This is a genomic window from Limosilactobacillus reuteri (genome assembly GCF_002254085.1).
Lineage (GTDB): Bacteria > Bacillota > Bacilli > Lactobacillales > Lactobacillaceae > Limosilactobacillus > Limosilactobacillus reuteri_K.
In genome coordinates, this window is sequence record NZ_NGPY01000011.1 from 165632 (window position 1) to 181364 (window position 15733).

Genomic DNA, 15733 nt, shown 5'->3' on the forward strand with positions numbered 1-15733 from the left:
ACTAACCTCCTATTTTTTTGTCAAGATCGCTTTGGCAATTAACCGTGCAAAATGATCATTTCCGCTTGATCCCATATGTACATTGTCACTTGCAAACCAATCAGAGTGCCCTTGACTTGCCTTATTCCAATCGACCACATGGATATTCTTATGCTTCTTGGCTAAATCTTTAATTTCGTTATTAACTGTTTGCTGCCATGGCTTTGTTGGAACATGGGCAGTTACCCAATAGATTTGGTGTCCAGATCCAATTGCACTTAAAATATTATCCAACGTACCTTGAGTCATCGAGCCGTTTGTTCCCAAATTTAAGATAACAATCTTGTTTAAATGCCCATCTGCCTTTAATTGTTTGATAACATCAGGAGCCGCAGAACCTTGACGTCCAACTTGTGCATCAACATAAGCATTTGGCATTAATTTCTGAATACTATCTGCGGCATCAGCCATCACCGAATCACCGATGGCCGTTACCTTTAACTTCTGCGCTGCTTTTATTTGCGCCGGAGTTAAATCATACTGTTTCTGAAGCTTAAAAGTATTACCACTAGCTTCTGCAACATTATCACCCTTTGCAATCTTCTTATTGTGTTCTTCAGCAGCCTGATGATTTTGCTCTATCCGTTGCTGAACCGCTGTTTTCTTTGGTGCACGGTTTGGCTGGCAAAAACCGATAAATGCAATAACAACAACTAATGCACTTACCATCATTTTAGCCCCGCTTTGCCAACTAAAGTGATGCGTTTCTAACACATGCTGAAGATCAGCCGGTAATTTTGACCACTGATACTGGGCAAATGGTCGTTCAATTAACCGGTAAGAAACTTCACTTACTACTAAAATAATAATAATTTCCACGAATGCATTGAGAAGTGGATGATTGCCGACATTGATTAATCGTTCATAAAAGACCATAACGGGATATTGATAAACATAAATCCCATAAGAACGCTGACCAACCCAATGAAAGACAGGATTTGTAAACCATTTATTCATCTCCGCTCCTGGGTGAATAATAGTAGCCATTAATATCATTCCAATAAAGCTATAGAGAAACATTCCCCCGCGGTAAGTAAAAGATGACTGTCCATTCAATGAGAAGAACCCAACAATGGTCAATACTGTTGCAATAATTCCTATAATATTAAGTAAACGGCGACTATTTACCTGTAAATTAGGGCGAAGGCGATTTAATGGCCATGCAAGCCCTAACCATGAGCCAAGTAAAAGTGAAAAGGCCCGTGTATCAGTTCCATAATAAACACGATTAATGTTTGCTGGATCATAAAGAACAGCCATTTCAATTGCTGACAATACAGCCAATATAAAAACTACCCGCCGCACATTCTGCAACTTTTTAAAAACCACAAACAATAACGTAATAATCAAAGGCCACAAAAGGTAAAATTGCGCTTCAACCCCTAAAGTCCAAAGATGGGTAAAAGGTGAAACGCCACCAAATTGATCAAAGTAGGACTGCCCGTGACTTATTTCCCACCAATTATATACCCACGTTAAATTAGTAACAATTACCGCCCGAATGTTATGGAGTAATTCTCGCGCAAATAATGTAATGTACGCTGTTGTTAAAATTAACATCGCAATTAATGTCGGATATAGTCTCCGAAACCTTTTTAGATAAAAGTGCCCTAAATTAATATGACCACCATACTTAAGCTGCCGACTAAATTGATAGGTTACAAAATATCCAGAGACTAATAGAAAAAGCGGCACTCCTAAATAACCACCCATTAAAACATTGGGTAATAGGTGGTAAATAATAACTCCTAAGACAGCTAATGTTCGTAAGCCGTCTATCCCTGTAACGAAATAGTGCGACTTCATCCCCTGTGATGGATTAAAATTTGGCTTCATTGCCTAACCTCCACATTTTTATATCCATTTTTAGTACTACCAAATAATTCAGCCTCCTGTTTTATCCAATATGATTTTCTTTTAAGATCGTTTGAACAACCTCTTCAATCTCTGGGGGACGTTTCCATTCTTCCCAATGATCCATTGCTTCAGTTTGCATCTTATAGTGAGTATTTATAAAGTGTTCATATTTAATAACATTTTTAGAATGAGGGATATTTAGTTCTAAAATACGAACCTCTTTAATAAAATCCCGTTCAGCTGCTAATTCTGCACGCCCATTTTGAACCATATTACCAATTTCATAATATTTTGAGCCGTCATTACGGGTAATTTTCTCAATTAATGTTAACGTTTCGTGTTGTTCTTCCACGTTGTTCTTCCCCTTTCAATCCTTATCATTATAGCGAGTTTAAATAAAAAAATCACCGTCTAAAAGACGATGATCGGCATAAGAGAGAAAGAGAATTGATTAGAAGGTAATTACTTTATACCTTGCAACTATTATGATAGCGCTTCCATAAATGTAAGTCAACCCTTTTATTAAACAAATTCAAAGGAAACATCAAATTACTTTAAAAATAAAAAGAAGTTGAAAAACCAACTAAGGCATTTCTAACTTCCTTTATAATTTTATTGAACTGTAACAGATTTTGCGAGGTTACGTGGCTTATCAACATCAAGTCCCTTACCAAGACTAGTGTAGTAAGCCAACAATTGTGCTGGAATTACGCTAAGAAGTGGTGTCAACACTTCATCTACATCTGGAAGAACGAATGTATCGTCTTCTTTTGCAAGGTGCCGTGAAACAATTGTAATTGCATTGGCCCCACGAGCTTGTGTTTCTTCAAGATTACTCCGTGTTAAACCAGCAGTCCGATCTTGGGTAATGATCCCAATCACTGGAGTCTGATCTTCAATTAAAGCAATTGTTCCATGCTTTAATTCACCAGATGCAAAACCTTCCGCTTGGACGTATGAAATTTCCTTTAACTTCAAAGCAGCTTCAAGTGATACTGACCAATCCATTCCCCGGCCAATGTAGAAGGCGCTTGGAGATTTAGAGAGATAACGAGAAGCAATTTCTTCGACTTTCTTTTTGCTATCAGTAATTGATTGCATACCATTAGCAACTAATCCTAATTGGTGCTTAACATCAAAGTCTTTAGCTGCTTGCTTATCCATGTAGACACCCAATGCTTGAGCAAGAATAGCTTCGACAGCAATTTGGGCAGTGTAAGCCTTTGTTGAGGCTACGGCAATTTCTGGACCAGCGTAAAGTAATTCAGTGTAAGTTGCTTCACGAGAAAGCGTCGACTTATCAACATTAGTAATTGTTAAGCTTGGCCAGTTATGCTTATTAACATTAACAAGTACTTCCCGACTATCAGCAGTTTCCCCACTTTGACTTAAGAAGATAAAGAACGGCTTCTTAGAAAGAAGTGGTTGTTCGTAAGCAAATTCTGATGAAATATGAACAGATGTAGGAATTCCACAAAGTTTTTCAAAAATGCGCGCACCGACTAAGCCAGCATGATAACTTGTACCAGCACCAACGATGTAAAGGTGGTCAGCATTTGCCATATCTTTTAACATCTCTTCATTAATTTGTGCTACATCATTGTCACCAAAGTATTCTTGAACTAACTTCCGCATAACAGCTGGTTGTTCGTCAATTTCCTTTAACATATAGTATGGGTAGGCACCTTTATCTGCGGCATTAGCATCCATATCAACCTTAAATGTTGGCCGATCAATTTCATTACCATCAAAGTCTTTAACAGTAACGTGATCTGGCTTAACGATTACCAACTCGTGGTCACCGATTTCCATAAAGGTATTAGTTTCTTTAATCATTGACATTGCATCAGAACCAACCATGTTGTAACCATCAGCAATACCGACTAGTAATGGACTCTTATTTTTAGCAACAAATAATGTATCTGGTTGTTCTTTATCCATCAATACAAATGCATATGAAGAATCTGGGCTGATTAAACGAAGAACCTTAAGAAGGGCTGCTTCTGTTGACATTCCAGATTCAACTACAAATTTATCAACTAATTGAACAATTACTTCTGTATCAGTTTGACTAACAAATTTAATGTCAGATAAGTATTCTTTCTTTAAATCAGCATAATTTTCAATTACACCGTTATGAACTAAGTAGAACCGTTCGTCTTGAGAGTATTGAGGGTGAGCATTGGCTTCATTTGGTTCACCGTGAGTAGCCCACCGGGTATGACCAATTCCTGCTAAACCGTGAACTTCTTCTCCGAGGGCCGCTTCTAGATTAGCAATCCGACCCGGCCGCTTTACAAGGTAATCATGTCCTTGTTGATCATTCACATAAACTCCTGCAGAGTCATATCCACGATATTCAAGGCGCTTTAATCCATCAATTAGAATTGACAAACTCTTGTCAGTTCCTGTAACTCCAACAATTCCACACATAATTAAATTCCATCCTTTAAATAAAATTGGTATAGATAACTAGTGATTATCACTAAATCTAATCAACTGTATTGTATAGTACAGTTTTTAGATTATCTTGTCAATCATTTTATTAGATTGGTCTATATGATTTAAAATTTATTAAAAGATTAAAAAGCGAGGCTAGAAGAATAAATTTTCTTCCAACCTCGTTTTTTCACTCTTCAAGTTATTCTACTTCTAGTTCCGCGCGGGCAACATCACCGATCCGTTCAACATATTCATGAACTAATTCTGGTGTAGCCGCTTCAGCCATAATGCGCAAAAGAGGTTCTGTTCCACTAGGACGAACAAGAACCCGTCCATCCCCGTTCATTTCTTTCTCGACTTGCGCAATAATTTCCTTTAATTTTTGATTCTCCATTGCAGTAGTTTTATCTGCTACTTTAATATTTAACAACTCTTGTGGATAAGTTGTTACATCATTTGCCAATTCAGCGAGTGTCTTCCCAGAATCTTTAACTACAGACAAAAGTTGAAGGGCAGTAAGCATTCCATCCCCAGTTGTATTGTGATCTAAGAAAATAATATGTCCTGATTGTTCACCACCAAGGTTATAACCATTTTTTAGCATTTCCTCAACAACATAACGGTCACCAACCTTAGTCTTAACACTCTTTAAGTTGTGTGCTTCTAAGGCTTTGTACATTCCCAGATTACTCATCACAGTTGTAACCACTGTATCTTTCTTAAGCAATCCTTTCTTATCCATGTACTTACCACAGATATACATGATCTTATCACCGTCAACAATATTTCCCTCATTATCAACAGCAATACAACGGTCACCATCCCCATCAAATGCTACTCCAAGATCAGCATCATTTTCCACAACTGCTTTTTTGAGACTCTCTGGATGAGTTGATCCACAATTTAGGTTAGTATTTAAGCCATCTGGTTGATCATTAATTGGAATAAAGTCAACATTCATATCAGCAAAAAGATTAGAGATAAAGCCACTTGTTGCACCATTAGCAGCATCAACTACTACCTTTAATCCTTCAAGATCATTTGAAACAGTTTGTTCTAAGAAAGAAGTATATTTTAATGCTCCCTCATGATAATCAGCAACTGTTCCTAAGCCAGCATCAGATGGACGTGGTAATGTATCTTCTTCAGCATCAAGTAATTGTTCAATCTCATATTCTAGTTCGTCAGATAATTTAAATCCATTACCCCCAAAATATTTAATCCCGTTGTATTTAATTGGGTTATGACTAGCAGTAATCATTACTCCAGCATCAGCTTCTTGTGCACGAACAAGGTAAGCAACCCCTGGAGTAGTTACCACTCCTAATCGTAAAACTTCGATACCAACAGATAATAACCCCGCAATTAGTGCATTTTCTAACATTTCACCTGAAATCCGAGTATCACGAGCAACTAATACTTGAGGCTGCTTCCGTTCTGAATGCCGAGTAAGAACATATCCTCCCGCACGACCAACACGGAATGCTAATTCTGGACTTAAATCTTGATTTGCAACACCACGAACTCCATCGGTTCCAAAATACTTTAACTTCATTTCACTTCTCCTCTATGTGTATCTTTATTGTTGACTTCTACTACTTGAACTTGAATCTTCATTACTTATGCTGCTTGAAGATTGGGATGTTTCAGATGAAGAATCTGAAAAGTCATTTTGCGTCATCACTCTCGAACTACTCTTTGTATCTTCACTCTCTTCACTACTACTTGATGAACTATCACTCGAACTACTGCTCTGTGAACCTGCAGAAACGGGAATTGACACATTAGTAGTAGTTGGTGAAATCACAACATTAAGCGTTTGACCATTTCGATCAATTGCTTGTAGAGTTACTTGTCGTGCAATATTCTCTTTGGCATCATGAGGAATTGCTACAAACGCAACAATTCGATTTACCTTATTAACTTCATCTCGTGAACCAGTAACCTGAACAGTTTGAATATCACTATGTGGTCGTCCAAGCTTATAGCCATTATCCAAATCCTTGTTACTTAAACGAACAGTTACTTTCATTGTAATTGTCTTACGTTGTTGGATATTAACATTAATGTACTGTGGCTCAATTTTAGAAGTTAATTCTGAATTTAACCCGCTTGTTTTTAACTTTACTCGATGTTTACCAGGAGTCAAGTCAGACAAATCCGCGTACACCTTAAAATTTTGAGTATTAGAGGTGGTTGTAACCAATGCGGAAGGACCGGTTACCTTAACCTTAACGTATTGAGGATACCCACTAACAATATATTTATTATTATCAATTGTTACATCAAGGGGCATTCTAAGGGTAACTGATTTATTTGACATCAATGCACTACTCTGGTTATTATTCCGAGTATTTTGACGAAGGAAGCCGCTTTTGCTTCCATTTACATACATGAATAAAAAAAGTGCCAGGATTAATGAAATAATTCTTAAAAACCATTTCCGGCGAAAAAAGCCTTTAGTGTCCTTGCCCATGCCGGCCACCTCCTTTACGTTGAAACTTAGCATAAAGTTCTGTTACCAAGTTTTCGTGTTGAGGCTCATGCGTATACAACTGAGCACGCAAGAACTTTAGGTATTCATCTCGCGACATATTTCGAATCAATTCATTATCTTTCGTAATTGAAACTTCGCCGGTTTCTTCTGAAATAACAATTGTCAATGCATCTGTCACTTCACTAATTCCAACGGCTGCCCGATGACGTGTCCCTAATTCTTTAGGAATCAATTTACTATCAGATAAAGGAAGATAGGCAGCCGCTACAGCAATTCGATTATCTTTTATGATCACTGCCCCATCATGTAAGGGCGTATTAGGAATAAAAGTATTAATAAGCAATGCACCCGAAATATCAGCATCGAGTGGAATACCAGTTTCAATATACTCTTCTAGACCAGTTTTCATTTGAATACTCATTAAAGCACCAATTCTTCGCTTTGACATGTACTGAATCGCTTGGTCTAATTGCTTAATCATATCTTCTTCTTTCTCATTTGCGGTTTGATTATGAGTAAAGAAAGTTCCTCGACCAAGGTGCTCTAATCCGCGCCGAATCTCTGGCTGGAAAATAATAACAATTGCAATAACACCCCAGTTGATAATCTGGTCCATTACCCACGAAACAGTACTTAACCCAACATACCAACTAACAATCTTAACCAAAATAATGATCAAAATTCCACGAAATAGTTGGACAGCTCTTGTACCACGAATCAATATTAATAACTCGTAGATTAAAAACCAAATTACTAAGATATCAATTAAGTGAATCAGATTCTGCCATGTTAGAAGCGAAATTATAAATTGCATCGCATTCACCATCCTCTAAATCACGTTCATATTATATCATTTCATTTCGTATTTAGCTTAATCTAGAAAAAATTACTTCAAAGTTTTGGAAATAAATAAAGGCTCAGCTGATTAAATAACCGCTGGGCCTTTATTATTAAATTATTTCCTGGGAAATTTTAGTGTTCTTGCACTTCATTTGGATGAGCCTTTTCCCAACGGTGCTCAGTCCAGAAGTAAATAGTGATAAGTGCGAAACAAATTGCTGGGACAATGAATGATAACTGCATTGAACCAGTTAAATCTGATACCCGTCCCTGAATTGTTGGAACAATTGCACCACCAATTAAGGACATAACGATAAATGCACCACCAGTTTCGGTGTACTTCTTTTCATGAATTTGATCAAGAGTATGAGCATAGATCGTTGGCCATTCTGGTCCAAAGAAGAAACTAGTTGCGATTGCCGCAATTACTGCTGTGATGTTAGGAACAGTAAAGGTAATTACCAATGAAATTGTTCCAAGTAATGAGAACCAAGTCAATACCTTAGTAATTGAGTAACGGTCAAGGAACCAGTTTGCAACTAACTTACCAAAGAACCAAGCAATATAACTGTAGATCATGAAAGTTGAAGCAGCTGCATCAGAAATATGAGAATCAAGGCGTAATGCTAACCGAATAGTGAATGACCATACAGTCGTTTGCATACCAGCATAAATAAACTGACAGAGAACCCCTTTCATGTACCGCTTATTGTGGAATAAGTAGTTGAAAGTTTCGCCAAGTGATGGTTGATCTTCCTTAGTTTCAGAGCCAGTTGAGAAAGACTTAGCGCGAGGCATCTTAGTAACTGCCAAAACGATAAAGATGATGATTAAAACAATCAAAATATACTTATAAGGCTGCAAAGTCAATTGAAGCAAGTGTTCATTATAAGCTTCTGCCTCAGATTTTGACATCTTAGCAACCTTATCGGCGATATTTCCGCCTTCACCAAAAATAAGGTACTTACCAAGAACGATTCCCATGATATCACCAAGAGGAATCAAAACGTTAGCAACGTTTAATCGCTTGTTAGCAGTTTCTTTTGGTCCAAACATCGTTGCATATGTATCACAGCTAGTTTCAAGAAAACTCAAACCAATAGCAATAGCAAAAATAGCAACTAAAAACATACTATAAGTAGCAACATGTGAAGCTGGGAAAAACATTCCACAACCAATAATATAAAATAATAGCCCAATAAGAATTGCTAACTTATATGATGTCTTCTTAATAAGAATTGAAGCTGGAATTGCCATTAAGAAATAACCACCGTAAAAGGCACTTTGAACAAAGGCTGTTGCAGTATCATTTAAGGTGAAAACCGTCTTAAATTGTGTAATCAAAATATCATTAAGACTGGCCGCTGCTCCCCATAATGGGAAGATTAAACATAAAATAACAAATTGGAACATTGGTGTCCGACTTAAATAACCGTCTGAAAGTTGAACCCAACTTTGTCCATTCTCTTTTTTTACTTCATTTTCCATAAAAAACTAACCCCTAATATTAAAATGTTACGCCTGATTCAAGGATAATGTTTGAGTATGGCGTCATTTCCCCTGTCCGAATAAAGGCATGCGTCTTAGCAAGACTCTTCTTAAGCTCACTATGAGGCATAAATGCAACCTCGACATCTGGTAATGCCTTCTTAATATTTTCAAGTTGTTCTGGATTTTGATCCTTGATTTCTTCAGCTAAATAAATCTTTTGAACCTTCATTTCCTTAAGAACGTTATTCAATACGTCCATAAAGCTTGGCAATTCCTTATCAACAGCCAAATCAATCTTCTTAGTACCAAATGGAACGGGCATTCCTGCGTCACCAATTGATAGCCAATCCATGTGTCCCATATTAGCTACGACAGCTGAAACTTCTGAATTAATAATCCCTGTTTTCTTCATGGTAATGCTCCTTAATTTTCTGCTAAGGCTTCTAGAACTGCATCATGATTTGGAATAGAAGGCATTGCTCCCATTTGTTGAACAGTTAAACTAGATGCTCGTTGTGCGTAGACAAGGGCCTTATCAACATTTGACAAGTCCTTTTCTAATTGTGAACTCAATGCCCCAAGGAATGTATCACCAGCTGCAGTAGTATCAACTGCCTTAACCTTAAATGCTGGAACAAGTCCATGGGCTGTAGGTGTAGAGTAAAATACTCCTTTTGAGCCTAAAGTAATTAAAAGGTGTTTAACTCCCCGTTCACGGAAGTAATCAGCACTCTTTAACATTGATTCTTCATCAGTAATTTCAATACCTGTTAATAAGGCGCATTCACTTTCATTGGGAGTGATAACATCTGTATATTTTAATAACTCTGGTAAAATCTCATGAGCTGGTGCTGGATTTAAAAGAGTAGTAACACCATGTTTTTTAGCTTGCTTAAATGCATCTAAAGCAACTTTTTGTGGTGTCTCAAATTGACTAATTAAAAAGTCAGCATCTTCTAAAACATCATCAATGCCATTAAGAACATCAGTGGTCATTGCTTGGTTGGCACCGCCATATACCATAATGTCATTTTGACCATTAGCATCTAAAGTAATCGCAGCACTACCAGTACCGTGTAACTCATCAGTCATGATGTGGCGTGTATCAATATGGTCATCAGCCAATGATTCAAGCATGTAAGCTCCTTCTTTATCAGAACCAACTGCCCCAATAAAGGCCGTTTTGGCACCAGAGCGGGCTGCTGCAACTGCTTGATTGGCACCCTTACCACCAGGAGCAGAACTCTTACTTACTGCTGAAATAGTTTCACCAGGTTGAGGGAAGCGATCAACATGATAAGTAGTATCAACGTTAATACTTCCTAAAACAACTACATTATTGCTCATAAATATACTCCTTACTTTGTGAATTTTTTCAAAAATGAGACTTAAATATCCTATCATATTTTGAAAGTGATTACAAAGTTATTTTTATCAGTCAGTGAATCGGTATACTTCAAAATCCTTTGAAATCGCTTTTCATCCATAATAATAATTTTTCAATGAGCAATTTGTGAGATTTTTTCATAATTAACAAATAATAAGATGAATTAAATTATTTTTTCCCTTTTTGATGGTATCTAACTATCAGGTTAAATTCATTCATTACTTCACTATCTTTAAAATAATAAAAGTGCAAGCTTATTAATAATCTTTTAATAAACTTACACTTTATATTTTTAATCTTGCCGACCGATAATCCGTACTTCGGTTTCAAGATCAACACCAAATTTTTCTTTAACTGTCTTTTGGACATGATGGATAACATTTACGTAGTCTGCTGCGGTTCCATGGTCAATATTAACGATAAAGCCAGCATGCTTAGTCGAAACTTGTGCTCCACCTGAAGTATAACCTTGCAATCCAGCATCATGAATCAATTTTCCAGCATAATATCCTTCTGGCCGTTTAAATACACTTCCGCAAGATGGAAGATCTAATGGCTGCTTAGCTTCTCGCCGTTCATTCAGGTCATCCATCCTTGCTTTGATATCAGCATACTTACCCGGTTCCAAAGCAAACGTAGCATCTAACACGACGCCATTATTATCTTGAATACTGCTATGCCGATAACCAAAGTCCAATTCTTCATTAGTAAGGTGTTTGATCGTTCCATCGGGCAGCATTACGGTTGCCTCAGAAACAACATTTTTAGTTTCACCACCATATGCACCGGCATTCATGAAGACAGCTCCACCAATACTACCCGGAATACCAGCAGCAAATTCTAATCCAGTAAGTTCACTATCACGAGCTGCCTCGGTTGTTGCAATATAAGATGCCCCTGCCTGTGCAGTTACCTTATTATCATGAACTTCAATTTTATTAAGCCGCGTAAGAATAATTGTTAAATCATCTATACCGCCATCGCCAACAATTAAATTACTGGCGTTTCCTAAAACCGTTAAGCCCATTTCATGCTCACGAACATAATCAACCAATTCTTTTACCTGGTCAATCGTTTCGGGAAAAGCCAACCAGTCAGCTGGACCTCCTGTTTTAGTATAGGTGTAATTCATTAATGGTTCATCTTGTTTAATTTCAATATCAGGAAATTCGTTCATCAAATTAGCCATTCTCTATTTCTTCCTTTTTTATATTTACTTTCAAGAGCTATTGTATCATTTTTCAAAAGTAAAAGTTTTGAAAAATGATTAGTTGATTGTAAAATAAAATTATCGACTTTTGCAAGGAGGATGTATGATGAATTTTATAGCAATGGACTTTGAGACTGCTAATGGCAAGCGTTACAGTGCATGTTCACTTGCACTCACAATCGTTCGGAATGGACAAATTGCCGACGAATTTTACACCCTAATTAATCCTCATACTAAATTCTTTTGGCGTAATACTCAGATCCACGGTATTCATGAGCGTGACGTCCAAAATGCGCCTGATTTTCCAGAAGTATGGGAACATATCAACCAATTCTACACTCCTGATAAACTGGTTATTGCCCATAATAATCGGTTTGATAATAGCGTTTTAAGAAATACGTTAGAGCATTACAATATCGAAGTCCCCGCCTACCAGACACTCGATACTGTTGCTTCAAGCCGCCAGTTGATTCCAGGACTAACAAATTATAAACTTAATACTGTTTGTGACGCGTTAAATATTGACCTTCATCACCACCATAATGCTCTTGATGATGCCCAGGCTTGCGCTAACATTCTGCTTTATCAAAGTAAGCATTTTACCCCGCAACAAATTCAGCCCTTTATTAATTTAATCGGCTAAAGGAGAGAACCATGACAGATATTAATCTTAAAGGTGGAAAACTAAGTATTGAACAACTTAATACTATTTTTGAAACCATCCCCGTAGAATTCGATTTCATTGATGAAAATGATACCATTCGCTGGTCATCAGCTAATCGACATCGTTTATTCAAGCGAACTGATGCAGATCTAGGTAAACATGTGCTTGAGGTTCACCCCGGGCATAGTCAAAATCATGTTAAGCAAGTACTTCATGATATGCATAGCGGAGGCCGTGATTCAATTAGCATTATGATCAAGCATCATGGTCAACCTGTAAATATTGCTTTTTACGCCTTACGTGATGATCAAAATAAATACCTTGGATGTATAGAGGTAACGCAAGACGTTAGTAAACAGCAAACAAAGGGATCTTTTTGGCGAAACATTATGCAAGTACTACATAAAAAATAAACATATGTACAAAGAAAGAGGAAATAATGGCTTACTTTTCCATTGTTTCCTCTTTCTTATTATCGTATTGCATTTGCAAGACATTACGACCCTGCTCAACCGTTTTTCCTGTTGTAACAAAGTGTAATTGTTGATAAAGCTTAATCGCCGGAATATTATCCTCAAAAACTGTCAGGACCAAATTTTCTAAACTACTATAAGTGTTAAACCAATACTCTGCTTCATCGACTAATAAGCGACCGATTCCGTTTCGCCAGTACTTTTTCCGTACCACAACTCCTAGTTCACCGGTTGTCGGTTGATGATCTAATACCATTACAGTAACCATCCCCACAATCTCTTCGCCGAGCATCGCAAGTAAAATGACACAATCATCAAATTGATTTATTAAATCGATATTTTTTGCTTCTGTCTTTTCACTAATCTCATTTAGATGCGGAACTAATACCGCGTCACTTTCACTTGCAGTTGCCCGCAAAAATTGCAAAACAGCCGCGGCATCCTCACTCGTTGCTAACTTTATCGAAATGTCATCTGCCATTATTCCACCACGCTTTTTACAATTTGGTCAAAATGCTGTCCATAGGGTTCAAATTCCAGAATACGAGTATTATCATCATCTGTTCGCTTGAAGTGAATAGCTAAAAAGTCAGCTGGCAATTCATCTTCAACAAATTCAGCCCATTCAACAACTGAAACTCCATCACCATCAAAATATTCTTCAAGTCCGAGGTCTTCTGCTCCTCCATTTTCTAAACGATATGCATCCATATGATATAAGGGGAGACGGCCATCTTGATATTCATGAATAATTGTAAAAGTAGGACTTTTAATGATATCAGGAATTTCTAACCCTGCAGCCAATCCCTTGGTAAAAGTAGTCTTACCTGCTCCTAAATCACCGTCTAAGACTAGCACATCCCCGGCAACTAATTGCTGACCAATTTTCTTTCCAAGGGCAATTGTTGCGTCACGATTCGTTAACGTTAAGCTATCCATAGTACTCTCTCCAAGTTTAAAATACTAGCCTTATTGTACCCATCTAGTGTTTAAAAAGCAAAGGAAGTGTGACTAAACTCGCTTGCGAGTTTAGTCACACTTCCTTTTCATCAATATTTATAATGCTTGTGCTGCGGTAATCATTGCAACCTTATAAGCATCATCTTCACTACATCCCCGTGAAAGGTCTGCAATCGGTGCGTTAAGTCCTTGAAGGATAGGACCAACTGCTGTAAAACCGCCAAATCGTTGTGCAATCTTGTAGCCAATATTCCCTGCTTCCAGACTTGGAAAAATAAAGACATTGGCATGACCAGCAACTTTTGAATCAGGGGCTTTAAGTTCACCTACTGATGGGACAACAGCAGCATCAAATTGTAGTTCACCATCAGCTGGTAAATCAGGATCTAATTCATGAACTAGCTTAGCAGCATCCGCAACCTTGGTAACCATTTCGCCCTTAGCAGAACCCTTAGTTGAAAAACTAAGAAGCGCAACCTTAGGATCAATTTCAAATAAGCGAGCTGTTTCTGCACTTTGAATTGCCACTTCAGCCATTGTTGGAGCATCCAATTCAATATTAATTGCACAATCAGCAAAGATATAACGTTGATCGCCTTTAATCATAAGGAAAGCCCCACTAATTCGATGGGCACCAGGCTTAGTCTTAATGATTTGTAATGCAGGCCGAACAGTTGCCCCAGTTGAATGAACAGCACCAGAAACCATTCCATCAGCCTTTCCCATGTAAACAAGCATCGTTCCAAAGTAGCTCACATCTTCAAGCATCTTTTGAATTTCTTCAGGAGTATTCTTCCCTTTACGCCGTTCCATTAATGAGTCAAACATTGCTTGCTTATCGTCTTCTGGATAAGTTGCTGGATCGATAATTTGAAGGCCAGCAAGATCAAAACCGTTTTTACTTGCAACTTCTTTAATCGCTTCTTCATCACCAAGTAAAATTGGCTCTACTAAATTATCTTTCTTTAAGCGGATAGCAGCTCCTAAAATCCGCTTATCTTCACCTTCAGGGAAAACAATTGTCTTGTTTTGTCCCTTAATCTTTGCAGCAATCTCATCAAATAATTCCATAATGCAAGTACCTCCTTATGGTCACTAAACATTTTAAAGTTGTGACTAACAATCACATCTTTAACGATAATTTGGTTTGGCAGGCAGTTGCCAATCAATTGGCTGTTCTCCCATTGCCTGAAGTGCTTCGTTTGTTTTAGAAAATGGTCGAGACCCAAAGAATCCACGATTAGCAGATAATGGACTCGGGTGAGCTGATTCAAGAACGATATTTGTCTTCGTATTAATTAACTGTTTCTTATTTCGGGCAGCTCGTCCCCACAAGATGAACACAACTGGTTTAGGACGTTCAGATAAAGCATGAATCGCTGCATCTGTTAATTGTTCCCAGCCATGTCCACGGTGAGAATATGCTTGCCCTGCTCGCACTGTCAAAACCGAATTTAATAATAGGACGCCTTGATCAGCCCACTTCTTTAAATATCCGTGATTTACCGGTGTACAACCTAAATCACTTTGCAATTCTTTGTAAATATTCTGTAATGAAGGCGGGACCGGTACTCCAGGCAGTACTGAAAAACTACACCCATGAGCTTGGTTTGGTCCATGATAAGGATCTTGACCAAGGATAACAACCTTAACCTTACTAAAAGGAGTCCATTCAAATGCTTCAAAAATATGATGCATTTCTGGATAGATCGTTTGATGGGTATATTCTTCTTTTAGGAAATTATGCAATTGCGCATAATACGCACTTTCAAACTGGGGCTTTAAAACTTCCCACCAGTCGTTATGAATTAATTGTTTCACGATTATTAGCACCTCGCCTATTATTTTAGCATAATTAAACATCATCATGGGA

General features: G+C 37.6%; 16 protein-coding genes. 2 read left to right on the forward strand and 14 right to left on the reverse strand.

Annotated features, from left to right (window positions below):
• Positions 1–9: 9 nt before the first annotated feature.
• The 10 genes from CBG10_RS03355 to murB form a co-directional block, all read right to left on the reverse strand.
• On the reverse strand, positions 10–1875 hold the full coding sequence (locus tag CBG10_RS03355; RefSeq protein WP_094508095.1) for an acyltransferase family protein: 1866 nt from the start codon (positions 1873–1875) through the stop codon (positions 10–12).
• A 61-nt stretch (positions 1876–1936) separates the two neighbouring features.
• Positions 1937–2248 (reverse strand): hypothetical protein, encoded by a 312-nt coding sequence (locus tag CBG10_RS03360; protein ID WP_094508097.1) that lies wholly within the window; start codon positions 2246–2248, stop codon positions 1937–1939.
• A gap of 260 nt (positions 2249–2508) precedes the next feature.
• Positions 2509–4329, reverse strand: coding sequence for a glutamine--fructose-6-phosphate transaminase (isomerizing) (gene glmS, locus CBG10_RS03365; protein ID WP_003676224.1), 1821 nt, complete (start codon positions 4327–4329; stop codon positions 2509–2511).
• A gap of 208 nt (positions 4330–4537) precedes the next feature.
• Positions 4538–5893: a phosphoglucosamine mutase gene (gene glmM, locus CBG10_RS03370; RefSeq protein ID WP_094508098.1), complete on the reverse strand. Its 1356-nt coding sequence runs from the start codon at positions 5891–5893 to the stop codon at positions 4538–4540.
• 24 nt (positions 5894–5917) lie between these two features.
• Positions 5918–6814, reverse strand: coding sequence for a CdaR family protein (locus CBG10_RS03375; protein WP_094508100.1), 897 nt, complete (start codon positions 6812–6814; stop codon positions 5918–5920).
• A complete protein-coding gene (gene cdaA / locus CBG10_RS03380; RefSeq protein ID WP_094501952.1) occupies positions 6798–7649 on the reverse strand; it encodes a diadenylate cyclase CdaA in 852 nt (283 codons plus the stop codon). The genes CBG10_RS03375 and cdaA overlap by 17 nt, the downstream gene beginning before the upstream one ends.
• 158 nt (positions 7650–7807) lie before the next feature.
• The gene (gene fucP / locus CBG10_RS03385; RefSeq protein WP_094511662.1) at positions 7808–9163 is read right to left on the reverse strand and encodes an L-fucose:H+ symporter permease; all 1356 of its coding nucleotides are present in this window, start codon (positions 9161–9163) and stop codon (positions 7808–7810) included.
• 19 nt (positions 9164–9182) lie between these two features.
• Positions 9183–9578, reverse strand: a complete 396-nt coding sequence (gene rbsD / locus CBG10_RS03390; protein ID WP_003666460.1) for a D-ribose pyranase — start codon at positions 9576–9578, stop codon at positions 9183–9185.
• Between the two features lie 11 nt (positions 9579–9589).
• Positions 9590–10513, reverse strand: coding sequence for a ribokinase (gene rbsK / locus CBG10_RS03395; RefSeq protein ID WP_094511664.1), 924 nt, complete (start codon positions 10511–10513; stop codon positions 9590–9592).
• Positions 10514–10845: 332 nt separating this feature from the next.
• A complete protein-coding gene (gene murB / locus CBG10_RS03400) occupies positions 10846–11742 on the reverse strand; it encodes a UDP-N-acetylmuramate dehydrogenase (protein ID WP_003666458.1) in 897 nt (298 codons plus the stop codon).
• Positions 11743–11866: 124 nt separating this feature from the next.
• On the opposite strand from murB, the gene CBG10_RS03405 reads away from it, so the two are divergent.
• Complete coding sequence (locus tag CBG10_RS03405; RefSeq protein WP_003667489.1) at positions 11867–12406, forward strand: 3'-5' exonuclease; 540 nt, start codon at positions 11867–11869, stop codon at positions 12404–12406.
• 11 nt (positions 12407–12417) lie between these two features.
• A complete protein-coding gene (locus tag CBG10_RS03410; RefSeq protein WP_094501956.1) occupies positions 12418–12840 on the forward strand; it encodes a PAS domain-containing protein in 423 nt (140 codons plus the stop codon).
• A 31-nt stretch (positions 12841–12871) separates the two neighbouring features.
• Here the strand turns inward: CBG10_RS03410 and CBG10_RS03415 are convergent, their stop codons facing one another.
• From CBG10_RS03415 to CBG10_RS03430, 4 genes are all read right to left on the reverse strand, one after another.
• Complete coding sequence (locus tag CBG10_RS03415; RefSeq protein WP_003666455.1) at positions 12872–13381, reverse strand: GNAT family N-acetyltransferase; 510 nt, start codon at positions 13379–13381, stop codon at positions 12872–12874.
• Positions 13381–13839, reverse strand: a complete 459-nt coding sequence (gene tsaE / locus CBG10_RS03420) for a tRNA (adenosine(37)-N6)-threonylcarbamoyltransferase complex ATPase subunit type 1 TsaE (RefSeq protein ID WP_094508108.1) — start codon at positions 13837–13839, stop codon at positions 13381–13383. Before tsaE ends, CBG10_RS03415 begins: the two co-directional genes overlap by 1 nt.
• Positions 13840–13956: 117 nt before the next feature.
• Positions 13957–14931, reverse strand: coding sequence for a phosphate acetyltransferase (gene pta, locus CBG10_RS03425; RefSeq protein WP_094501960.1), 975 nt, complete (start codon positions 14929–14931; stop codon positions 13957–13959).
• Between the two features lie 60 nt (positions 14932–14991).
• The gene (locus tag CBG10_RS03430; RefSeq protein ID WP_085650277.1) at positions 14992–15681 is read right to left on the reverse strand and encodes a uracil-DNA glycosylase; all 690 of its coding nucleotides are present in this window, start codon (positions 15679–15681) and stop codon (positions 14992–14994) included.
• Positions 15682–15733: the final 52 nt, after the last annotated feature.